The 17,317-nt window shown below is 63.0% G+C and carries 16 protein-coding genes; 11 read left to right on the top strand and 5 right to left on the bottom strand.

The genetic code is table 11. The features are described from left to right. Positions 1-158: 158 nt before the first annotated feature. Positions 159-1,031, bottom strand: coding sequence for a LysR substrate-binding domain-containing protein (locus KLP42_RS15195; protein WP_215567590.1), 873 nt, complete (start codon positions 1,029-1,031; stop codon positions 159-161). Positions 1,032-1,215: 184 nt separating this feature from the next. Between KLP42_RS15195 and argH the strand changes: the two genes are divergently transcribed. From argH to KLP42_RS15165, 6 genes are all read left to right on the top strand, one after another. Further along, a complete protein-coding gene (gene argH, locus KLP42_RS15190; RefSeq protein WP_215567589.1) occupies positions 1,216-2,676 on the top strand; it encodes an argininosuccinate lyase in 1,461 nt (486 codons plus the stop codon). Beyond that, positions 2,673-3,545, top strand: coding sequence for an amino acid ABC transporter permease (locus KLP42_RS15185; RefSeq protein WP_215567588.1), 873 nt, complete (start codon positions 2,673-2,675; stop codon positions 3,543-3,545). The genes argH and KLP42_RS15185 overlap by 4 nt, the downstream gene beginning before the upstream one ends. Before the next feature lie 10 nt (positions 3,546-3,555). Next, positions 3,556-4,326 (top strand): amino acid ABC transporter ATP-binding protein, encoded by a 771-nt coding sequence (locus KLP42_RS15180; RefSeq protein WP_215567587.1) that lies wholly within the window; start codon positions 3,556-3,558, stop codon positions 4,324-4,326. A gap of 80 nt (positions 4,327-4,406) precedes the next feature. After that, a complete protein-coding gene (locus KLP42_RS15175; RefSeq protein WP_215567586.1) occupies positions 4,407-5,234 on the top strand; it encodes an ABC transporter substrate-binding protein in 828 nt (275 codons plus the stop codon). A 99-nt stretch (positions 5,235-5,333) separates the two neighbouring features. Further along, positions 5,334-6,725, top strand: a complete 1,392-nt coding sequence (locus KLP42_RS15170; RefSeq protein WP_215567585.1) for an MmgE/PrpD family protein — start codon at positions 5,334-5,336, stop codon at positions 6,723-6,725. An 11-nt stretch (positions 6,726-6,736) separates the two neighbouring features. Beyond that, positions 6,737-7,615, top strand: coding sequence for a polysaccharide deacetylase family protein (locus KLP42_RS15165; protein WP_215567584.1), 879 nt, complete (start codon positions 6,737-6,739; stop codon positions 7,613-7,615). 113 nt (positions 7,616-7,728) lie between these two features. On the opposite strand, the gene KLP42_RS15160 is transcribed toward KLP42_RS15165, so the two are convergent. Both KLP42_RS15160 and KLP42_RS15155 read right to left on the bottom strand, forming a co-directional pair. After that, positions 7,729-8,631 carry a proline iminopeptidase-family hydrolase gene (locus KLP42_RS15160; protein WP_215567583.1) on the bottom strand — a complete coding sequence of 301 codons (903 nt, stop codon included), beginning with the start codon at positions 8,629-8,631 and terminating at the stop codon, positions 7,729-7,731. Between the two features lie 94 nt (positions 8,632-8,725). Next, positions 8,726-9,499 (bottom strand): helix-turn-helix transcriptional regulator, encoded by a 774-nt coding sequence (locus KLP42_RS15155; protein ID WP_215567582.1) that lies wholly within the window; start codon positions 9,497-9,499, stop codon positions 8,726-8,728. 137 nt (positions 9,500-9,636) lie between these two features. Between KLP42_RS15155 and KLP42_RS15150 the strand changes: the two genes are divergently transcribed. From KLP42_RS15150 to KLP42_RS15130, 5 genes are read left to right on the top strand one after another with little or no spacing between them, the layout of a single operon-like run. Continuing rightward, positions 9,637-10,527, top strand: a complete 891-nt coding sequence (locus KLP42_RS15150; RefSeq protein WP_215567581.1) for a proline iminopeptidase-family hydrolase — start codon at positions 9,637-9,639, stop codon at positions 10,525-10,527. 2 nt (positions 10,528-10,529) lie between these two features. Continuing rightward, positions 10,530-11,468: an ABC transporter permease gene (locus tag KLP42_RS15145; protein ID WP_215567860.1), complete on the top strand. Its 939-nt coding sequence runs from the start codon at positions 10,530-10,532 to the stop codon at positions 11,466-11,468. Positions 11,469-11,476: 8 nt separating this feature from the next. After that, positions 11,477-12,286, top strand: a complete 810-nt coding sequence (locus KLP42_RS15140) for an ABC transporter permease (protein ID WP_215567580.1) — start codon at positions 11,477-11,479, stop codon at positions 12,284-12,286. Further along, positions 12,283-13,968, top strand: a complete 1,686-nt coding sequence (locus KLP42_RS15135; protein WP_252193019.1) for a dipeptide ABC transporter ATP-binding protein — start codon at positions 12,283-12,285, stop codon at positions 13,966-13,968. Before KLP42_RS15140 ends, KLP42_RS15135 begins: the two co-directional genes overlap by 4 nt. A 22-nt stretch (positions 13,969-13,990) precedes the next feature. Continuing rightward, complete coding sequence (locus KLP42_RS15130) at positions 13,991-15,502, top strand: ABC transporter substrate-binding protein (RefSeq protein ID WP_252193018.1); 1,512 nt, start codon at positions 13,991-13,993, stop codon at positions 15,500-15,502. 107 nt (positions 15,503-15,609) lie between these two features. On the opposite strand, the gene KLP42_RS15125 is transcribed toward KLP42_RS15130, so the two are convergent. Together KLP42_RS15125 and KLP42_RS15120 are read right to left on the bottom strand one after the other, a co-directional pair. Beyond that, a complete protein-coding gene (locus KLP42_RS15125; RefSeq protein WP_215567579.1) occupies positions 15,610-16,854 on the bottom strand; it encodes a type II toxin-antitoxin system HipA family toxin in 1,245 nt (414 codons plus the stop codon). Then, positions 16,847-17,158 (bottom strand): helix-turn-helix domain-containing protein, encoded by a 312-nt coding sequence (locus KLP42_RS15120; protein ID WP_215567578.1) that lies wholly within the window; start codon positions 17,156-17,158, stop codon positions 16,847-16,849. Before KLP42_RS15120 ends, KLP42_RS15125 begins: the two co-directional genes overlap by 8 nt. Positions 17,159-17,317: the final 159 nt, after the last annotated feature.

Genomic DNA, 17,317 nt, shown 5'->3' with positions numbered 1-17,317 from the left:
GCGGCGTGGGCCATCTCGCTGTCGTTCGAGCAACCCGCTCCGCATCAGGGCATTCCGGCGCATGTCAGTCTCGCAGAGCGCCCTGTCGCCGGTCCATCCGGAGGCGCGGCAGATCAAGCCGATGCTTCTCCACCTCCTTGCGGATGAGCCATCGCGGGTTAATCCCTCATCGTGCGGGCTTCGTCGTGCAGCCACCGCTCGAAAAGGCGCATGGAGTGGCTGGTCGGAATGTTGCTTGGCCTGGTGAACCAGTATCCGTAATCGCTGCGATAGCCGAGACCGGCGGGATTGACGAGGCGGCCGGCGGCAAGGTCATCGACGATCAGCCCATGCGGGATCAGCGCCATGCCCTGGCCGGCGAGAGCCGCGCGGATGACCATCGTGTAATAGCCGAAGCGCATCGTATGGCGCGCCGCCAGCGCCCCGGCACCGTGGGCCGCCGCTAGGAAGGGCCAGTGAAACGGCGTTTGCGGATGTTCGAGCATGACGCCCCGCGCCGCCGCTTCGAGGGACCGGGGATTGCCGAGCTTTTCCCAGTAGGAGGCGGCACTGACGAGGCGGATATCCTGGCCGAACAGATAGGCGCCCTCCTCGTCCGCAGCCGGCGTCACCAGAAAGCGCACGCTTCCATCGGGAACCTCGGTCTGCGTGTTCGACACGAAGGTGGTGAACTGCACCTCGATGTCCGGATGCGCCTCGGTGAACTGGACAAATCGTGGCAGAAGCCAGCGATCCCCGAAGATCGGCGGCACCTGCAGGCGAAGAACGCGCGGCCCCGGCTTCAGGCGCGCAACCTTGAGCGCGGCATCCTCCATCGCCTTGATCGCCGTGCGCGCATGTTCGATGTAGATGGCGCCGAGCTCGGTCGGAACCATGCCGTTCGGCGTGCGCGCAAAGGCGGCCCCTCCGATGCGCTCTTCAAGCGCGATCAACTGCTTGCTGACGGCACTCTGCGAGAGCGCCAGCGGGCCGGCGGCAGCGCTCGTCGAGCCCCGCTCTGCCACTGTCAGCAGAACCTGAAGCGCGGTCATCGATGGAAACTGCTTGCGACCTGTCACACTGACCTCATGCGGCTCGCCTGATCATCCGGAAACCTAGTCCGCGGGCGGGCCATTCGCTAGTCGTTTTTGTCATAGCCCAAGGAATTAACTTCGCTTGCCCAGTTTGGTGGCGCATGGGAGCGTTGCCTCAATATTAAACACAAGGGAACAATTCATGTCGGAGCCGACCCAGCTCTGGGGTGGACGCTTCAAGTCCGGCCCATCCGAAGCACTCGCCAATCTCTCCCGCTCGCATCCCAGCTATTTCCGTCTTTACCGGGAAGATCTCGCAGGCTCTCGCGCGCATGCATCGGAACTGAGACGTGCAGGCGTACTGGACGAGGTGGAGTTCCTCACCATCCGCGCGGCACTCGATGAGATCGAAGCTGATGTCGCAAGCGGGTCCGAGAAGCCCATCGCTGCGGATGAAGACATTCACACTTTCCTTGAGCGCCTGCTGATGCAACGGCTTGGCGTGCTGGGCGGCAAGTTGCGGGCCGGACGCTCGCGCAATGACCAGACGTCCAACAACACGCGCCTCTATCTGCGCCGCATGGCGCGCGAACTGTCGCGCGGCGTCATCGCCGTCGAGCTTGCGCTCGTTTCCCAGGCTTCCCGGCATACAGAAACGGTGATGCCCGGCTTCACCCATCTGCAGCCGGCCCAGCCGGTGGTGCTCGGCCATCACCTGATGGCGCATGCGCAGAGCCTGTTGCGCGACCTCGAACGTTTCGAGGAGTTCGACCGGCGCTTCGACCGCTCGCCGCTCGGTGCGGCCGCGCTGGCCGGTTCCGGCATCGCCTGCCGCCCGGATCTGTCGGCCATCGAGCTTGGGTACGCAGGGGCCTGCGAGAACTCCATCGATGCGGTTTCCGCCCGCGACCACGTCGCCGAGTTCCTGTTCATCTGCTCGCTGGTCACCATCAGCCTGTCGCGCCTTGCGGAGGAAATCTGCATTTGGAGTTCGAAGCAGTTCAGCTGGGTGCGGCTGCACGATTCCTATTCGACCGGCTCGTCGATCATGCCGCAGAAGAAGAACCCGGACATTGCCGAACTGACCCGTGGCATGACCGGCACGCTGATCGGAAACATCGCCGGCTTTCTGGCGACGATGAAGGCCATGCCGCTGGCCTACAATCGCGACCTCGCGGAAGACAAGCGGGCCCTCTTCGAGAGCATCGACGTTCTCGAACTCATCCTGCCGGCCTTTGCGGGCATGGTCGAGACGCTGGAATTTGATGTGGCCAAGCTGCGGGAGGAAGCACCGAAGGGCTTTACGCTTGCAACCGAAGTGGCGGACTGGCTGGTTTCGCAGAATGTGCCGTTTGCGCAGGCCCACGAGATCACCGGCGCCGTGGTGCGCTATTGCGAAGAGCGCGGCCATGATCTGGCAGGCCTTGTCGAGGAAGACTTGCCCCGCATCGACGCCCGTCTTGCGCCCGGTGTTCTGAAGGCTATCACGCTGGAAGGCGCGCTTGCCAGCCGCACCGGTTTCGGCTCGACCTCGCCGGACAGGGTCCGGGAACAGATCGAGCGCTTCACCGCCGCGCTTGAGTCAAGAAAGGCCTTCGCGGCAAGCACGCTGAACCTGCCGGGCGCCGTTTCCGCACCCGGGAGCGCGGAGGCAGGACGATGAGCATGTCCGCTCCCCAGCCTGTCTCCGGCGACCAGACCTACGAGATTGCCCATCTGACACTCGTTCCCAAGCGCCATATCGGGCGCATGGTGGCCGCCGCCCTGGTTCTGGCCGCTCTTGCCGCCCTTGTGCGTGCCTTCAGCGTCGGGCAGATCGAGTGGTCTTACGTCCGCGACTTCCTCTTCGCGCCGGCCATCCTGCAGGGCCTGCAGAGCACGCTGCTGATGACGGTTGCTGCCATGTCGCTCGGCATCGTGCTGGGCGTGGTCATCGCCTTGATGCGTGTTTCGGGCAATCCGGTGCTCTCCTCCATCGCGGTCGGTTATGTCTGGATCTTCCGCGGCGCGCCGGCACTCTTGCAATTGATGATCTGGTTCAACCTGGCGCTGATCTTTCCGACCATGGGCATTCCGGGTCTGTTCGAGTTTCGCACCGTCGACATCATGACGCCGTTCGTCGCGGCCATGCTCGGCCTTGGCATTTCGCAGGGCGCCTATACGTCCGAAGTCGTGCGCAGCGGCCTTCTGTCGGTCGATAGCGGGCAGTATGAGGCGGCCCGTTCCATCGGCATGACGCAGATGATGATGCTGCGCCGCATCGTGCTGCCGCAGGCCATGCGGGTCATGGTACCGCCGATCGGCAACGAGGTGATCGGCATGGTCAAGCTCACCTCGCTTGCCAGCGTCATCCAGTATTCGGAAATCCTGCACAACGCGCAGATCATCTACTTCGCCAATACCCGCGTGCTGGAACTGCTGCTGGTCGCCAGCTTCTGGTATCTCGCAGTCGTCTCCGTCCTCTCGGTCGTCCAGCATTATATCGAGCAATATTTCGGCCGCGGCAGCAAAGCCGTCAGCGCATCGATGTGAGGAGGATGAGATGAGCAAGGACATCGTTGTAAAGGCCGTGGACGTTACCAAGCTCTTCGGCACGTTCAAGGCGCTCGACAAGGTCAGCCTCGACATCGCCAAGGGGGAAGTCTGCTGCATCATCGGTCCATCCGGATCGGGGAAAAGCACTTTTCTGCGCTGCATCAACCAGCTGGAAAAGATGAATTCCGGTGCGATCTGGGTGAACGACGAACTGGTGGGTTATCGTCGCGAAGGCAATAACCTGCATGAAATCGGCGATGCGGAAATGTCGCGGCAGCGCCGCCGCATCGGCATGGTTTTCCAGCGCTTCAACCTGTTTCCGCACAAGACGGCGCTGGAAAACATCATGGAAGGGCCGGTGCATGTGCTGCGCGAACCGGTCGCCGATGTCCGCAGGCGGGCACAGGATCTGCTGCAGCGCGTCGGGCTCGGCGACAAGGGCTCCCACTATCCCTCGCAGCTGTCGGGCGGCCAGCAGCAACGTGTCGCCATCGCGCGCGCCATGTGCATGCGACCCGAGCTGATCCTCTTCGACGAACCCACATCCGCACTCGATCCGGAACTTGTCTCCGAGGTTCTGGAGGTGATGAAGGATCTGGCCGCCAGCGGCATGACCATGATCGTGGTGACGCACGAACTGGGCTTTGCCCGCAGCGTCGCCAACACCGTCGCCTTCATGGAAGCGGGCAAGATGGTCGAGGTCGGCCCCGCATCTCAGGTCCTGAGCGCGCCGAACAGTCCGCGCACGGCGGAATTCATCAAGGCCGTCCACGCCTGATGCCATCGGACCGACCGACCCGGCCGGTCCGCAACACGAAGCACAAACCGATCCAGCCAGTGTCCAGAAGGGGAACGTTCATGAAAACAGCTCTTATCACCCTCGCCGCGATGGTCGCCGCCACGGCGGTACAGGCAGAAGGCCTGCCGGACCGCATCAAGTCCGCCGGCAAGGTCATTGTCGCCAACCAGCCCAACTACCCGCCGATGGAATACAAGGACCCGGCCACCAATACGCTGATGGGGGTGGATATCGACCTCGGTGTCGCCCTTGCCAAGCAGCTCGGCGTCAAGGTCGAATGGGCAGATATCGGCTTCGAACAGATGATCTCGTCTCTCGAGACGGGTCGCGTCGACCTGATCCATAGCGGCATGAGCGACCTGCCGAAGCGTCGCGATACCCTCGATTTCGTCGATTACATGAAATCCGGCGCGCAGTTCTATACCTCCGCAGCCCGCGCTCAGGAGTTCAAGACCCCGGCCGATTTCTGCGGCAAGACGGTGGGCATGAGCCGCCGCACGTCCTTCCCGGACGAAACGGCAAAGTGGAGCGCGGCCAATTGCGAGGCCAAGGGTCTTGCCGCCATCAAGGTGGTCGGCACCGAAGGCTCGGCCGATGCACGCGCCCAGCTGAAGCAGGGCCGCGTCGATGGCGCCGTGCAGGGCTCCGAAACGCTGCCGTACCTGATGACGCTGGAGAAGAATACCTATGCCATCGTCGGCGAACCGATCACGGCCGTCTATCAGGGCATTGCCTTCTCCAAGAAGGACCCGGCCCTGCGCGATGCCTATGCTGGCGCCCTGAAGGCCATCATGGCTTCCGGCGAATACAAGGCGGTCTTCGCAAAACACGGTCTGGAAGGCACCATGCTGGACGGCATCTACATCAACGGTGAAGCCGTGAAGTAATCCGGAAATCCCGCACGACAGTCCCGGGCGCAGCTGACCTGCGCCCGGGCTTTCTCCTGCAGTTGCGCTGCGGGCAGCCTGATTCTCCAAGGACATAGCATGAACCGTCTTCTTGCCGACGCGCCAATCGACAGGCTTGCGCGTTTCGTCTCGGCGCTCGATTATGACGCCATTCCCGAAACCGCCGTCGCAAAGGCGAAAATCCACATCGCAGATACATTGGGTGCGGCCATCGCCGGTGCCCGTTCCGTCGAATATTCCCTGGCGCTCAAGGCGATGCAGCCGGTGGGCCCCACGCAGCTCTGGGGCACGGGTCTTTCCGGCTCGCCACGCGATGCAGCGCTGATCAATGGCGTTGCAGCCCACGCCTTCGAACTGGACGATTCCGGCGGCTGCGACCATTCGGGCGCGGTGATCATGCCGGCGGTGTTTTCGGCCTTGCAGGAGACGGGCGCACCGGTGAGCGGCCGGCGGATGATCGCCGCCGTTGTCGCAGGTTATGATGCCGGGCGCCGCATTCTTGAGGCAACCGGCGGTTATGATGCGCATAACAGTCTTGGCTGGCATTCGACCGGCACCTGCGGCACCTTTGCCGCAGCCGCCGCCGTCGCCAATCTGCTTGGCCTCAATGCCGCAGCGACGCGCGATGCCATGACGCTGGCGACAAGTTTTTCATCCGGTCTCTGGGCCTTCATCCATGATGGTTCGCAGGCCAAGAAGCTGCATGCCGGTCGTGCCGCGGAAGGTGGTCTGCTGGCAGCACGTCTGGCGGCGCAAGGCTATGCCGGCCCGTCACGCGTCTTCGATGAGGTCTGGGGCGGCTTCTTTACGTCGTTCAACAAATCCGCATGCCAGCCTCAGCTTCTGTCGGAAGGGCTGGGCGAGGTCTGGAAGGTCAATCGGGCGGTGCTGAAACCCTATGCCTCCTGCCGCGGCGCCCATTCCGCCGTCGATGCGCTGGAGGACCTGCTTGCCGAAACCGGCCGCGCGCCTGAAGAGATCGCCCGCATCGGCCTTCGGATGAGCGGCATGCTCGCCGACATGTGCGGCGCAAAGGCAGCGGGCGCCATGGCGCCAACCCAGATGAGCCTGCCTTTTGCGCTTGCCGCCCGGTGTGTCTTCGGGACCGCCGGCCTTCAGGCCTATACCGGGGAACGGCGCAGCCATCCGGCTGTCAAAGCAATGATGGACCGGATCGACATTGCCGTTGATGCATCGATGGATGCCATGGCCGAGCCACGGGTGACGCTGACCTTCAGCGACGGCCTGGTTGTCGAGCGGATGGTACCGCGCGCGACGGGCTCTGCCGAGCGGCCGATGTCGCCGCTTGCCGTTGCCGCAAAGTTCGGCGAGCTTGCCGCCATGAGCATGGCCGAAGGCCAGGTGGAGACGCTCTGGCAAAGGCTCGGCAGCCTTGAGGAAGTCAGCGACTGCACCGAAATCGAGGCGCTGATGGCCGGCCACGCCGACACGCTTCCCACTTTCCGCTGAAAGGCACCGTCATGACGTTTGATCTCACGCCACGCCCCCTCAACCCGGCAGCGAAGGCGCCTCACATGATGTGGCCGAACGGCGCGAAAAGCGCGCTGTTCATCGGCTTCGACGTTGACGCCGAAACCGCCTGGATCGGTAACAATCCCTCCAATGTCGACCGCATGGTCACCACCTCGCATGGCGGTTATGACGCGCGCGTCGGCATTGCCCGCATCCTTGGCCTGATGGACGAGCTTGGCCTGAAGGCGACCTTTTTCACGCCCGGCTGGACGGCGCTGGCGCACCGGGCCGAATGCGAGGCCATGGTGGCAGCCGGCCACGAGATCGGCCATCACGGATATCTCCACAAGCTGCCGGACCGGACAAAGCTGGATGAAGCCGTGGAGGAAATCGACCGGGGTTTCGAGGCCCTGCAATCGGCGCTCGGGGTGCGTCCTGTCGGTTACCGCGCACCATCGGGCGAGAATTTCCCGGAACTTCTGGCCTATCTCAAAAAGTCCGGCATCCGCTATTCCAGCTCCTTCCGGGATGACATCATGCCCTACCGGCATGGGCCAAGCGATGGCGTGCCCGGCCCGGTCGAAATTCCGGTCAACTATGCCTTCGACGACTGGAATTTTGGCATGACAAGCCGCACCAGCCCGCGCGCGATCTTCGGGCGCGATATGATCCTGCCGCTCTGGATCGACGAATTCGAGGCAACCCATGCCTGGGGCGGGGTGACAACGCTTGTGCTGCATCCGCAGGTCTCCGGCCGACCGATGCGTTGGCACATTCTGCGCGACTTCCTGAAACATGTGCTTGCCCGGGGCGATGTGTGGATCGCCACCGGACGAGAAATCACCGACCACTTCGAGGCGCAGGAAACGGCAGGCCTGTCGATCTGAACGACAGGCGGAGAATGAGCCGGCTCCTTCCGGATGCCGCAACGGCACCCGAGGGCACCATTTCCCGCGTAAAACCTGCCCGGCGGCAGGCGTGAAGGCCGGCGCTGCCGGCCTCAGTCATATGCCGAAAGAAAATCCGAGACCGTCTTCAGGCAAAGCTCGCGCTCCTCGACATGCGGCATGTGGCTCGACTGCTCGAACAGCACCCAGCGGATATCGGGAACGCGCTCCCTATAGGGGCGCACCACCTCCGGCGTCGCCTCGTCATGAGCGCCGGAGATCAGAAGCGTCGGCGCCACGATACGGTGGAGCCGGTCCTCGATGGTCCAGTCTTTCATGGTGCCGATGACGTGGAATTCCGTCGGACCGTTCATGTTGCGATAGACGGTATTGTCTTCGTCCATGGCCGCAAAGGTGCGGGCCACATCCTCCGGCCAGGGTGTGACGCGGCAAACATGCCGGTCATAGAAAACACGGGAGGCGGCGATGTAGTCGGGATGCGTCAGCGTGCCGGCCGCTTCATGAGCGAGCAACGTTTCCTGCACCTCAGCGGGAAGCGCGCTGCGCAGGCGGTTTGCCTCCGCCACCCAGGTGTGCATGTTGGCCGGGGAATTGGCAATGACCAGCGCCTTCAGGCCGCCGGGTTGCAGCACTGCATGTTCGGCGCCGAGCATGCCGCCCCAGGACTGGCCGAGGAAGGCGTAGCGATCCGCAATTCCGAGATGGCTAAGCAGACTGTCCAGCTCCTCCAGGAAGAGCGGGACCGTCCAGAAATCCGGCCCCTTGTCCGGCAGATGGGTGGACTTGCCGTTGCCGAGCTGGTCGTAATGGATGACGGCGCGCCCGTCGAGCGCGGCAATGCCCTTGAAGCTATCCACATAGTCATGCGTGCAGCCCGGCCCGCCATGGGCAACGACAAGCGGCAGGCGATCGCTTTCGAGATTGCCGGTGATGCGATACCAGGTCTGGTAATCACGGAATGGCAGGAAACCTTCACGCGTTTCGACAGGTTGCACTCTGCGCTCCTTGAATTGGGAAATCCTTCTGAGCGCACAATAGAGCCGCAGCTGGCGGGGCGGCAGCTATCACAACTGATAGGGTGCGGGATGGTCAGCCGCGCGGCTGGTCGAACAGGCGCAGATGCGCTGCCCGGGCAACGGCCTGCGTGCGGTTGCGGGCACCGAGCTTGCGGGTCGCGGCATTGAGATGCATCACGACGGTTGGCACCGAGCGGTTGATGACCCGTGAGATCTCCTTGGCGGACAGTCCCTCCGCCGAATGGCGCAGGCATTCGCGTTCGCGCGTGGTCAGCCGCGGCAAGCCGGTCAGTGTCTGTTCACGGGCTATGCGAAGCGCTGCCGCGCGCTGGAAGAGATGCGCGATCAGGCTGAAATCGCCAAGGCACAGCCGCGCCTCCCGCTCAAGGCGCACAGGGTCTCCCGCGCGGATGCCTGTAACGGTTGCGTAATCTCCACCCGGCAGATGGATCGGAACGGTCACACCCGCCGTCAGGCCGCGCTCCCACAGGAATTCCGCCACGGGAGCCGATTCCTCGTTCATGAAGGCATGGATGAGTGTCTGCGCCTTCGGGTCATAGTTCCAGAAGAAGGGCGCCGTCGTGCCGAGCGCGGCGTGCTGCACGGGGTCATGCCGGAAATAGCCGCGGCTGAACCAGTAATCACGCATGGCCTCGTCCACATTGCGCAGTTCCAGCACCGTCGGGATCATCAGTTCGCCGCTCAGATCGTAGCGGCCGGGCGTATAGTCGTAGATCAGCGTGTCGAAGCCATAATCCTGCATGGCGAGAAACAACTCGTCGATCTGGCCGGACAGGCTCGCCGCCGCCGCAAACCGTTCTTCGATGCCGATCGTGTCCATACCCATCTCCGTCGTCCTCAGCCGGGCTCGAACCTGGAACACTCTTCCAAGGATCTTCACCCTATCACTTCTGATAGCTGGTGTAGAGCCTCATTTGCTTTAGAAATAAGCCTGCATAAATGTTGTGCAGGAGCAGGCGAACAATGTGGCGCGAGATCGAACCGGACGAGAGGCATGAGCTGACGATCCAGGGGTTCCGCGTCATGGCCTATGTCTTCGGCGCCGGACCGGAAACTCTGCTCTGCCTGAATGGCGGACCGGGTCTGCCTTGCGATTACCTGCGCGAGGCACATTCCTGTCTGGCGGAGCAGGGTTTCCGGGTGGTCGCCTTCGACCAGCTTGGCACCGGCGCCTCCGAACGACCGGACGATGCAAGCCTCTGGACGATCGAGCGCTATGTGACCGAGACGGAAGCGGTGCGCCAGGCGCTGGGGCTCGGCCCGGTGCATCTGCTCGGCCATTCCTGGGGCGGCTGGCTTGCCATCGATTACGCGCTGGCGCATCCGGATGCGGTCAAGAGCCTCATCCTTGCCGATACCGTCGCTGACATGCCGCATCTCGTCGGCGAACTGGAGCGCCTGCGGGCAGCACTTGGCCCCGAGACGGTGGCGATGATGCAGGCGCATGAGGCGGCCGGAACCTATGATCACCCCGAATATCTGGCGGCCATCACGCTCTTGAACTACCGCCATGTCTGCCGGCTGCCGGAATGGCCGGCGCCGGTCCGCCGCTCGCTCGGCGATTGGAACATGGCGCCTTACATGACCATGCAAGGGCCGAACGAATTCCTCTACACCGGCAATCTGAAGGACTGGAACCGCATTCCGGACCTGCCGAAGATCAAGGCACCGGTCCTGATCGTGGTCGGCGAGCATGACGAACTGACACCGGCCTGTGCGCTGCGCATGAAGAACGCCCTGCCCGACGGCGCGCGGATCAATGTGGTGCGCAATGCCAGCCACATGCCCTTCTACGAGAACCCTGAGGGCTATTACCCGCCGCTCCTCTCCTTCCTGAAGGATGTGTCGCGCTGATGCTGCACCGCTATCGCTTCATTCTCACAAGGCCGCTGCAGTTTCTGCCTGTCATCCTCGGTGTCAGCATCATCACCTTCGTGCTCGTGCGCCTGATCCCCGGCGATCCGGCCCGCGTGCTGCTCGGCACCAAGGCAACGCCGGAGGCGATTGCCAATATCCGCGCCCAGTTCGGTCTCGACCAGCCGATCTGGCAGCAATATTTCTATTTCGTACAGAATCTGCTGCATGGCGAAATGGGCCGGTCGATCACCTTCAGGATCGACGTGCTGCAATTGATCTCGACCCGTATCGAGCCGACGCTGGCGCTTGTCTTTTCCTCGGTTCTGCTCTCCGTTGCGATTGCCGTTCCGCTGGCGGCGATTGCCGCGCGCAACGAGGGCCGCGTCATCGATCATGCCGTGCGTCTTGTCTCGACCTTTGGCATCGGCTTTCCCTCCTTCTGGCTGGCACTGATGCTGATCCTGCTGTTTTCCATCAGCCTGCCGCTGCTGCCGGTGTCCGGCTACGGAAATACGTTCTCCGACAAGCTCATCCATCTCATCCTGCCATCGCTGACCATCGCGCTTTCGCTGTCCACCGTCCTGTTGCGGTCGCTGCGCGCGGCGATGATCGAGTGGCTGAAATCGGATGTGGCGACAGCTGCCCGCGCCCGCGGCATGCCGGAAAGCATAGTCTTCTGGCGTCATGTCGTGCCGAACGCCATCGTGCCGACGATCAATCTCCTTGCCGTCAACATCGGCTGGCTGATCGGCGGAACGGTGGTGGTGGAAAGCGTCTTTGCCCTGCCCGGCATGGGCCAATTGCTTGTGCGGGCCATCTTCTCGCGCGATTACATGGTGGTGCAGGGCGTGGCGATGGTGTTTGCCTGCGCCACCGTCCTCGTCAATTTCCTGGCCGACATTGCCACTGTCGCAGCAGACCCGCGGGTGAAGCTGTGAGCGGCGCGATGATCACCAGACGCAACACGACGCTTGCCGCCGGGCTTGCCATTCTCGCGGTCTTCGTGCTGATGGCCGTGTTTGCGCCGCTCGTCGCGCCCTATGATCCGATCTTCCAGGATGCGGCGGCGCGGCTGAAAAGCCCGAGCCTCCTGCATCCCTTCGGCACCGACAATTTCGGCCGCGACATTCTCTCCCGCGTCATCCATTCGACCCGCATCGACCTGCAGATGGCGCTGATCGGCGTCGCCTTTCCCTTTGCGATCGGCACCGTGGTCGGCGCCATAGCCGGCTTCCTTGGCGGCATCGTCGATGCCGTGCTGATGCGGCTGATCGATGTGATCCTCGCCTTTCCCTTCCTGGTTCTGATGCTGTCGATCATTGCCATCCTCGGCACGGGGCTCTCCAGCTTCTACATCGCCATGGCGCTGGTCGGCTGGGTATCCTATGCGCGGCTGATCCGGGCGCAGATCCTTGTCCTGAAGAACAGTGACTATGCGATGGCCGCCGAGAGCCTCGGCTTTTCCAGGGCGCGTATCCTCTTTCGCCATCTTCTGCCCAATGCGGTGGCGGGCTCGATCGTCTTTTCCATGTCAGATGTGGTGCTGGTACTCCTGTCGGGGGCCGCGATCAGCTATCTCGGCCTCGGCGTGCAACCGCCGACCGCCGAATGGGGGGTGATGGTGGCGGAAGGCCAGAGTTTTGTCACGCAGGCCTGGTGGATCACGCTGTTTCCGGGTCTGTCGATCGTCATGCTCGCCTTCGGCTTTTCGCTCATCGGCGATGGTCTTGCCGAGCGGCTGGGAGTGAACGGATGACGACCACCATGCTGTCGGATACCCCGCTTCTTGCCGTGCGCGATCTCTCGGTCACCGTCGACGCCCCGGAGGGGGCGCGCACGCTGCTCGACCGCGTGTCCATCGAAATCGGCCGCGGCGAGGTGCTGGGCCTTGTCGGCGAAAGCGGTTCGGGCAAGAGCCTGCTCTGCCGCACGCTGGTCGGGCTGATGCCGTCCAGCACTCTTCGCCGCACCGGCGGATCGATCCTGCTCGATGGCCAGGAGATCGCCGGAGCCGACGAGAAGGCGCTGCAGGCGATCCGTGGCGCGCGCATCGGCATGATCTTCCAGAATCCCACCAGCCACCTCGACCCGGTGATGCGGATCGGCGACCAGATCGTCGAAGGCATCCGCTTCCACCAGGGGCTTTCCCGCGAGGCGGCGAAATCGCTTGCGCTCGACATCATGGATCAGGTCGGTTTCACCGATCCGCCGCGCCAGTTTGCAAGCCACGCGCATGAATTTTCCGGCGGCATGCGCCAGCGCGCCATGATCGCCATCGCACTCGCCTGCAATCCGGAAATCCTGATCGCCGACGAACCGACGACGGCACTCGATGTCACAATTCAGGCGCAGATCCTGCATCTTCTGCTGGATCTCAGGGGCAGACGCGGCCTTTCCATCATTCTCGTCACGCATGATCTCGGCGTCGTCGCCCAGACCTGCGACCGTATTGCCGTGATGCGCCACGGCCGCATTGTCGAGACCGGTGCCAAACGGCAGATCCTGAAGGCGCCGCAGGCCGACTACACACGCACGCTGATTGCGAGCCACCCCTCCATGCCGGCAGAACCGGAGGCCGGCATTGCGATTGCGTATTCCGGTGAAGCGCGGCAGGTGGCCGGCACGCCGCTGATCGAGATCGATGACCTGTCCGTGCGCTTTCCGGCCGGCGGCGGCCTTTTGTCCAGGCGCCGCAGCTTTAGCGCGGTGGACGGCGTGTCGCTGCAGATCTGGCCAGGCGAGACGGTCGGCATCGTCGGTGAAAGCGGATCGGGCAAGTCGACGCTTGCCCGCGCCATGCTCGGCCTGACACCGGCCACATCAGGCCATGTGAGCTTTGACGGCACAAGCCTTCGCCTGCAGCGCGCGCAGGCGCTGAAGGCGCTGCGAAGCAAGGCGGCCATGGTGTTTCAGGACCCTTACAATTCGCTGAACCCGCGCATGACGATCGGCGAGACGCTTGCCGAGGTGCTGCGCGTCCAGAAGAAGATCCCGGCGGAACGGATACCGGAGCGGGTAAACGAGCTTCTCGATCTCGTGGAGCTTGACCGCAGCTTTGCCAGCCGCAAGCCGCGCACGATGAGCGGCGGCCAGTGCCAGCGCGCCGGCATTGCCCGGGCGCTCGCCATCGATCCGCGCGTCATCGTCGCCGACGAATGTATTGCCGCCCTCGATGTCACCATCCAGGCGCAGATCGTTGCGCTCTTCCGCAAGCTGGTCGCGACCATGGACCTGACGCTGGTGTTCATCGCCCATGACCTGCCGGTGGTGCGCTCGCTCTGCCGTCGCGTCATCGTCATGCATCACGGCCGCATCGTCGAGGAAGGCCTGTCCGACGATGTCTTCGCCCATCCGCGCGAGGCCTATACCGCCGCCCTTATCGACGCCATTCCCGATATCGACCCCGACCGGCCGCTTTCAGGACGTTCCACCCCATAATAACCACCAGAGGATCGCTCACATGAAGTTCAAGATGACAAAAGCCATAACCGTCGCCTTTGCCGCCGTCCTGTCTCTTTCGGCCTCCTATGCGGATGCTGCGGGCGTGCTGACCATCGGCCGCAACGAGGATTCCACCACTTTCGATCCGATCAAGTCGGCGCAGAATGTCGACAACTGGGTCTTCTCCAACGTCTTCGACGTGCTGGTGCGCGTCGATGCCACGGGTACCAAGCTGGTGCCGGGCCTTGCCGAAAGCTGGACGGTTTCCGATGACGGGCTGACCTACACGTTCAAGCTGCGCGATGCGAAATTCTCTGACGGCAGCCCGGTGACGGCTGGCGATGCCGCCTTCTCGCTCACCCGCATCCGCGATGACAAGGGCTCGCTCTGGTCCGACAGTTTCAAGATCATCGACACCGCGACCGCCGCCGATGACAGGACGCTCGTCGTCAAGCTGAAGAGCAAGTCGGTGCCCTTCATCTCCATGATGGCGCTGCCGAATGCCTCGGTGCTGCCGAAGAAGGCGGTCGAGGCCGATCCCGATGCCTTTGCCGAAAAGCCTGTCGGCTCCGGCGCCTTCACGGTCGCCGAATGGCGACGTGGCGATCGCATCATCCTCAAGAAGAACCCGACCTACTGGGATGCCGGCCATGTCAGCCTCGACGGCGTGGAATGGATCGTGATCCCGGACGACAACACGCGCATGCTCAACGTCCAGACCGGCCAGATCGACGTGGCGATCACGGTGCCCTTCTCCCGCGTTGCCGAAATGAAGAACAACCCGGACCTGACGGTGCGGATGGATCCCTCGACGCGCGAGGACCACTTGCTGATCAACCATGAGCACGGCGCGCTTGCCAAGAAGGAGGTGCGCGAAGCGCTCGATCTTGCCATCGACAAGAAGGCGATTGTGGAGGCTGCCACCTTCGGTCTCGGTGAAGTCGCCAATTCCTACATTCCAAAGGGCGCTCTCTACCACTATGCCGACAACCTGCAGCGCCCCTACGATCCGGAAAAGGCGAAACAGATGCTGAAGGCGGCTGGCGCCGAAGGGCTGACGCTGAATTACATCGTCAATGCCGGCAAGGAAACCGACGAGCAGATCGCCGTGCTGATCCAGCAGCAGCTTGCCAAGGCGGGTGTCACCGCAAACCTCCAGAAGGTCGATCCGAGCCAGAGCTGGGACATGCTTGTTGCTGGCGACTACGACATCTCCGTGGCCTACTGGACGAATGACATTCTCGACCCGGACCAGAAGACGACCTTCGTGCTGGGTGACGACTCCAACTTGAACTATCTGACCCGCTACAAGAATGAGAAGGTCAAGGAACTGGTGGCTGCCGCCCGTCTGGAGACGGACCCCGTCAAGCGCGAGGCGATGTATGTCGACCTGCAGAAGATGGCCAAGGCCGACGTCAACTGGATCGACCTGTTCTACAGCCCCTACATCAATGTGATGCGCAAGAATGTCACCAATTTCTACCAGAACCCGCTCGGTCGCTTCTTCCTGGAAGACACCGTGAAGAACTGAGGCCCGAAGGCTGCCGGCGAATCTTGGCATTGCCGAGGTTCGCCGGCGCTTTGATCCGGGGACGGAATCCTCCGGACACTCGATCGCCCCACCACAAGGCAACGCCTTCAGGCGCGAAGCACCGGCATCATCTGCCGCACATGCGCATCGATCCGCTCCAGCACCCTTTCAGGAATGAAGGCACGCTCGGGAAGGCTCCACCAAAGCTCGTCGACGCGCTCGACCGTCTCGGCAACCGCCTTCAGGACAGCGGGCTCCGGCAGGCGCGCGCGGTTGGCAAAGCTTCTCCATCGCTGCGCGTTCAGTGCCTTGAAGGCGCGCTCGCCCGCAAGCGACAGCGCCATGCTGTCGGCCGGAATATAGGGAACCGTCGAAAGCACGTCGTAGACCGGGGCAAGGGCCGGCCTGTCGCCGGCGCCCGGATAGATCAGCGACCAGTTCTTCAGATGCATGTCGCCATTGCCGGTGATGGCCGCAAGGGCCAGCCGGCGGACAAATTCGAGCGCGGCGGAGGCGGAAACGGCCATTCCCAGGGCCGCGGCGATATCATGATAGGCCGCGCCTTCATATTTGCGCGCGGGATAGATGCCGAACACCTGGGCAAAGTCCTCGATATGGACCCGCGCGCCGCCTGGCCCGCGATCGAAGCGCCGGACCAGCAGGACCTTGCCGTCCGACAGCGTGCGGAACTCCTCGGGAATGCCCTCGAATTGCGACTGCTCGACCAGTTCGCGCTCCGGCACCTCCATGCCAATCGCTTCGGCCAGGGCGAGGTTGGCATATTCATTCTCCGAAACACCGGGAAACGATGTCGAGGGAAACTTGGCGATATAGGCCCCCTGCTCGTCGCCCAGCGGAATGGTCAGGCCGCCTCCCTTGCCGATGTTCTTGATGACGGAAAGCTTCATCTGCACGCCCGCAAGCGAAAAGCGGGCCTTCGGCCTCACCGGCGGCGGCGTGTCCTGCCGCGCGATAGTCGCTCCGGCCGGGATCACCCGCACCGCGCCGGGCAGATCCGATCCGAGTGCTGCCAACAGATCGAAATCATTGCCGGGCCGGACAGTGCCGGCATGGTGCTTCTCCATCGCCTCGCGCAGCTTGTCCTCCGGAAGAAGATTGGCGAAAAAGGCCGGCAGCGCCCGGGCGACAGGCCTGGGGTCCTTGCGCAATCCGCCGGTCGCCGCGCGAAAGGACAGGCTGAGCACGGGAAAGCCCCCGGTGGCGCGGTAGCTGTCCTCAAAGCTGAACGCGTTGAAATCGCCGGGTGTCCTGACAATCGTGCCGATCTTGCGATCGTTCAGCAGCACCTCGAGCGACGAGACGGATCGCGGATCGGCAAAGACATCACGCATCGGCATCCCCTTCGGGATGGGACACGAAGGCCGGCAGATCCTCATCGTCATCATGCGGCCGCAGCAATGCATCGACCGCAGGAACCATGGCTTGCGGCACGAGCATCAGTTCGAGACCCAGCGCGCGCGCGATGTTGATGAGGGTGGAGGTTCGCGCTGCCGTGCCGCCCGCTTCGATCTCGCGATAACGCGGGCGCGACAGGCCCGCCATGTCGGCCACCTGCTCCTGGGTCAAACCCTGCCCCTTGCGCGCCGCCTTCAGCAGTTGGCCGATCTGTTGCAAGGCTTCTGATTCAGGCTTCATCTTGATCCATAAACCTATCATTTCTCGGAGAATGATACGCCTGTGTATCTTTCTCTGTGATGGTTGGTCAAGCGAGTGATACGAAAATGGATCTCACAGCAATAAATGATCCGTAAAAGGATCTATTTCAAGCGGGCCGGGGCAGAACCAGGTGAAAGA

The organism is Rhizobium sp. CSW-27 (assembly GCF_018760785.1).
GTDB lineage: Bacteria > Pseudomonadota > Alphaproteobacteria > Rhizobiales > Rhizobiaceae > Neorhizobium.
The sequence above is the reverse complement of the archived record's forward strand: the minus strand, read 5'-3'. Positions and strand labels throughout refer to the sequence as shown.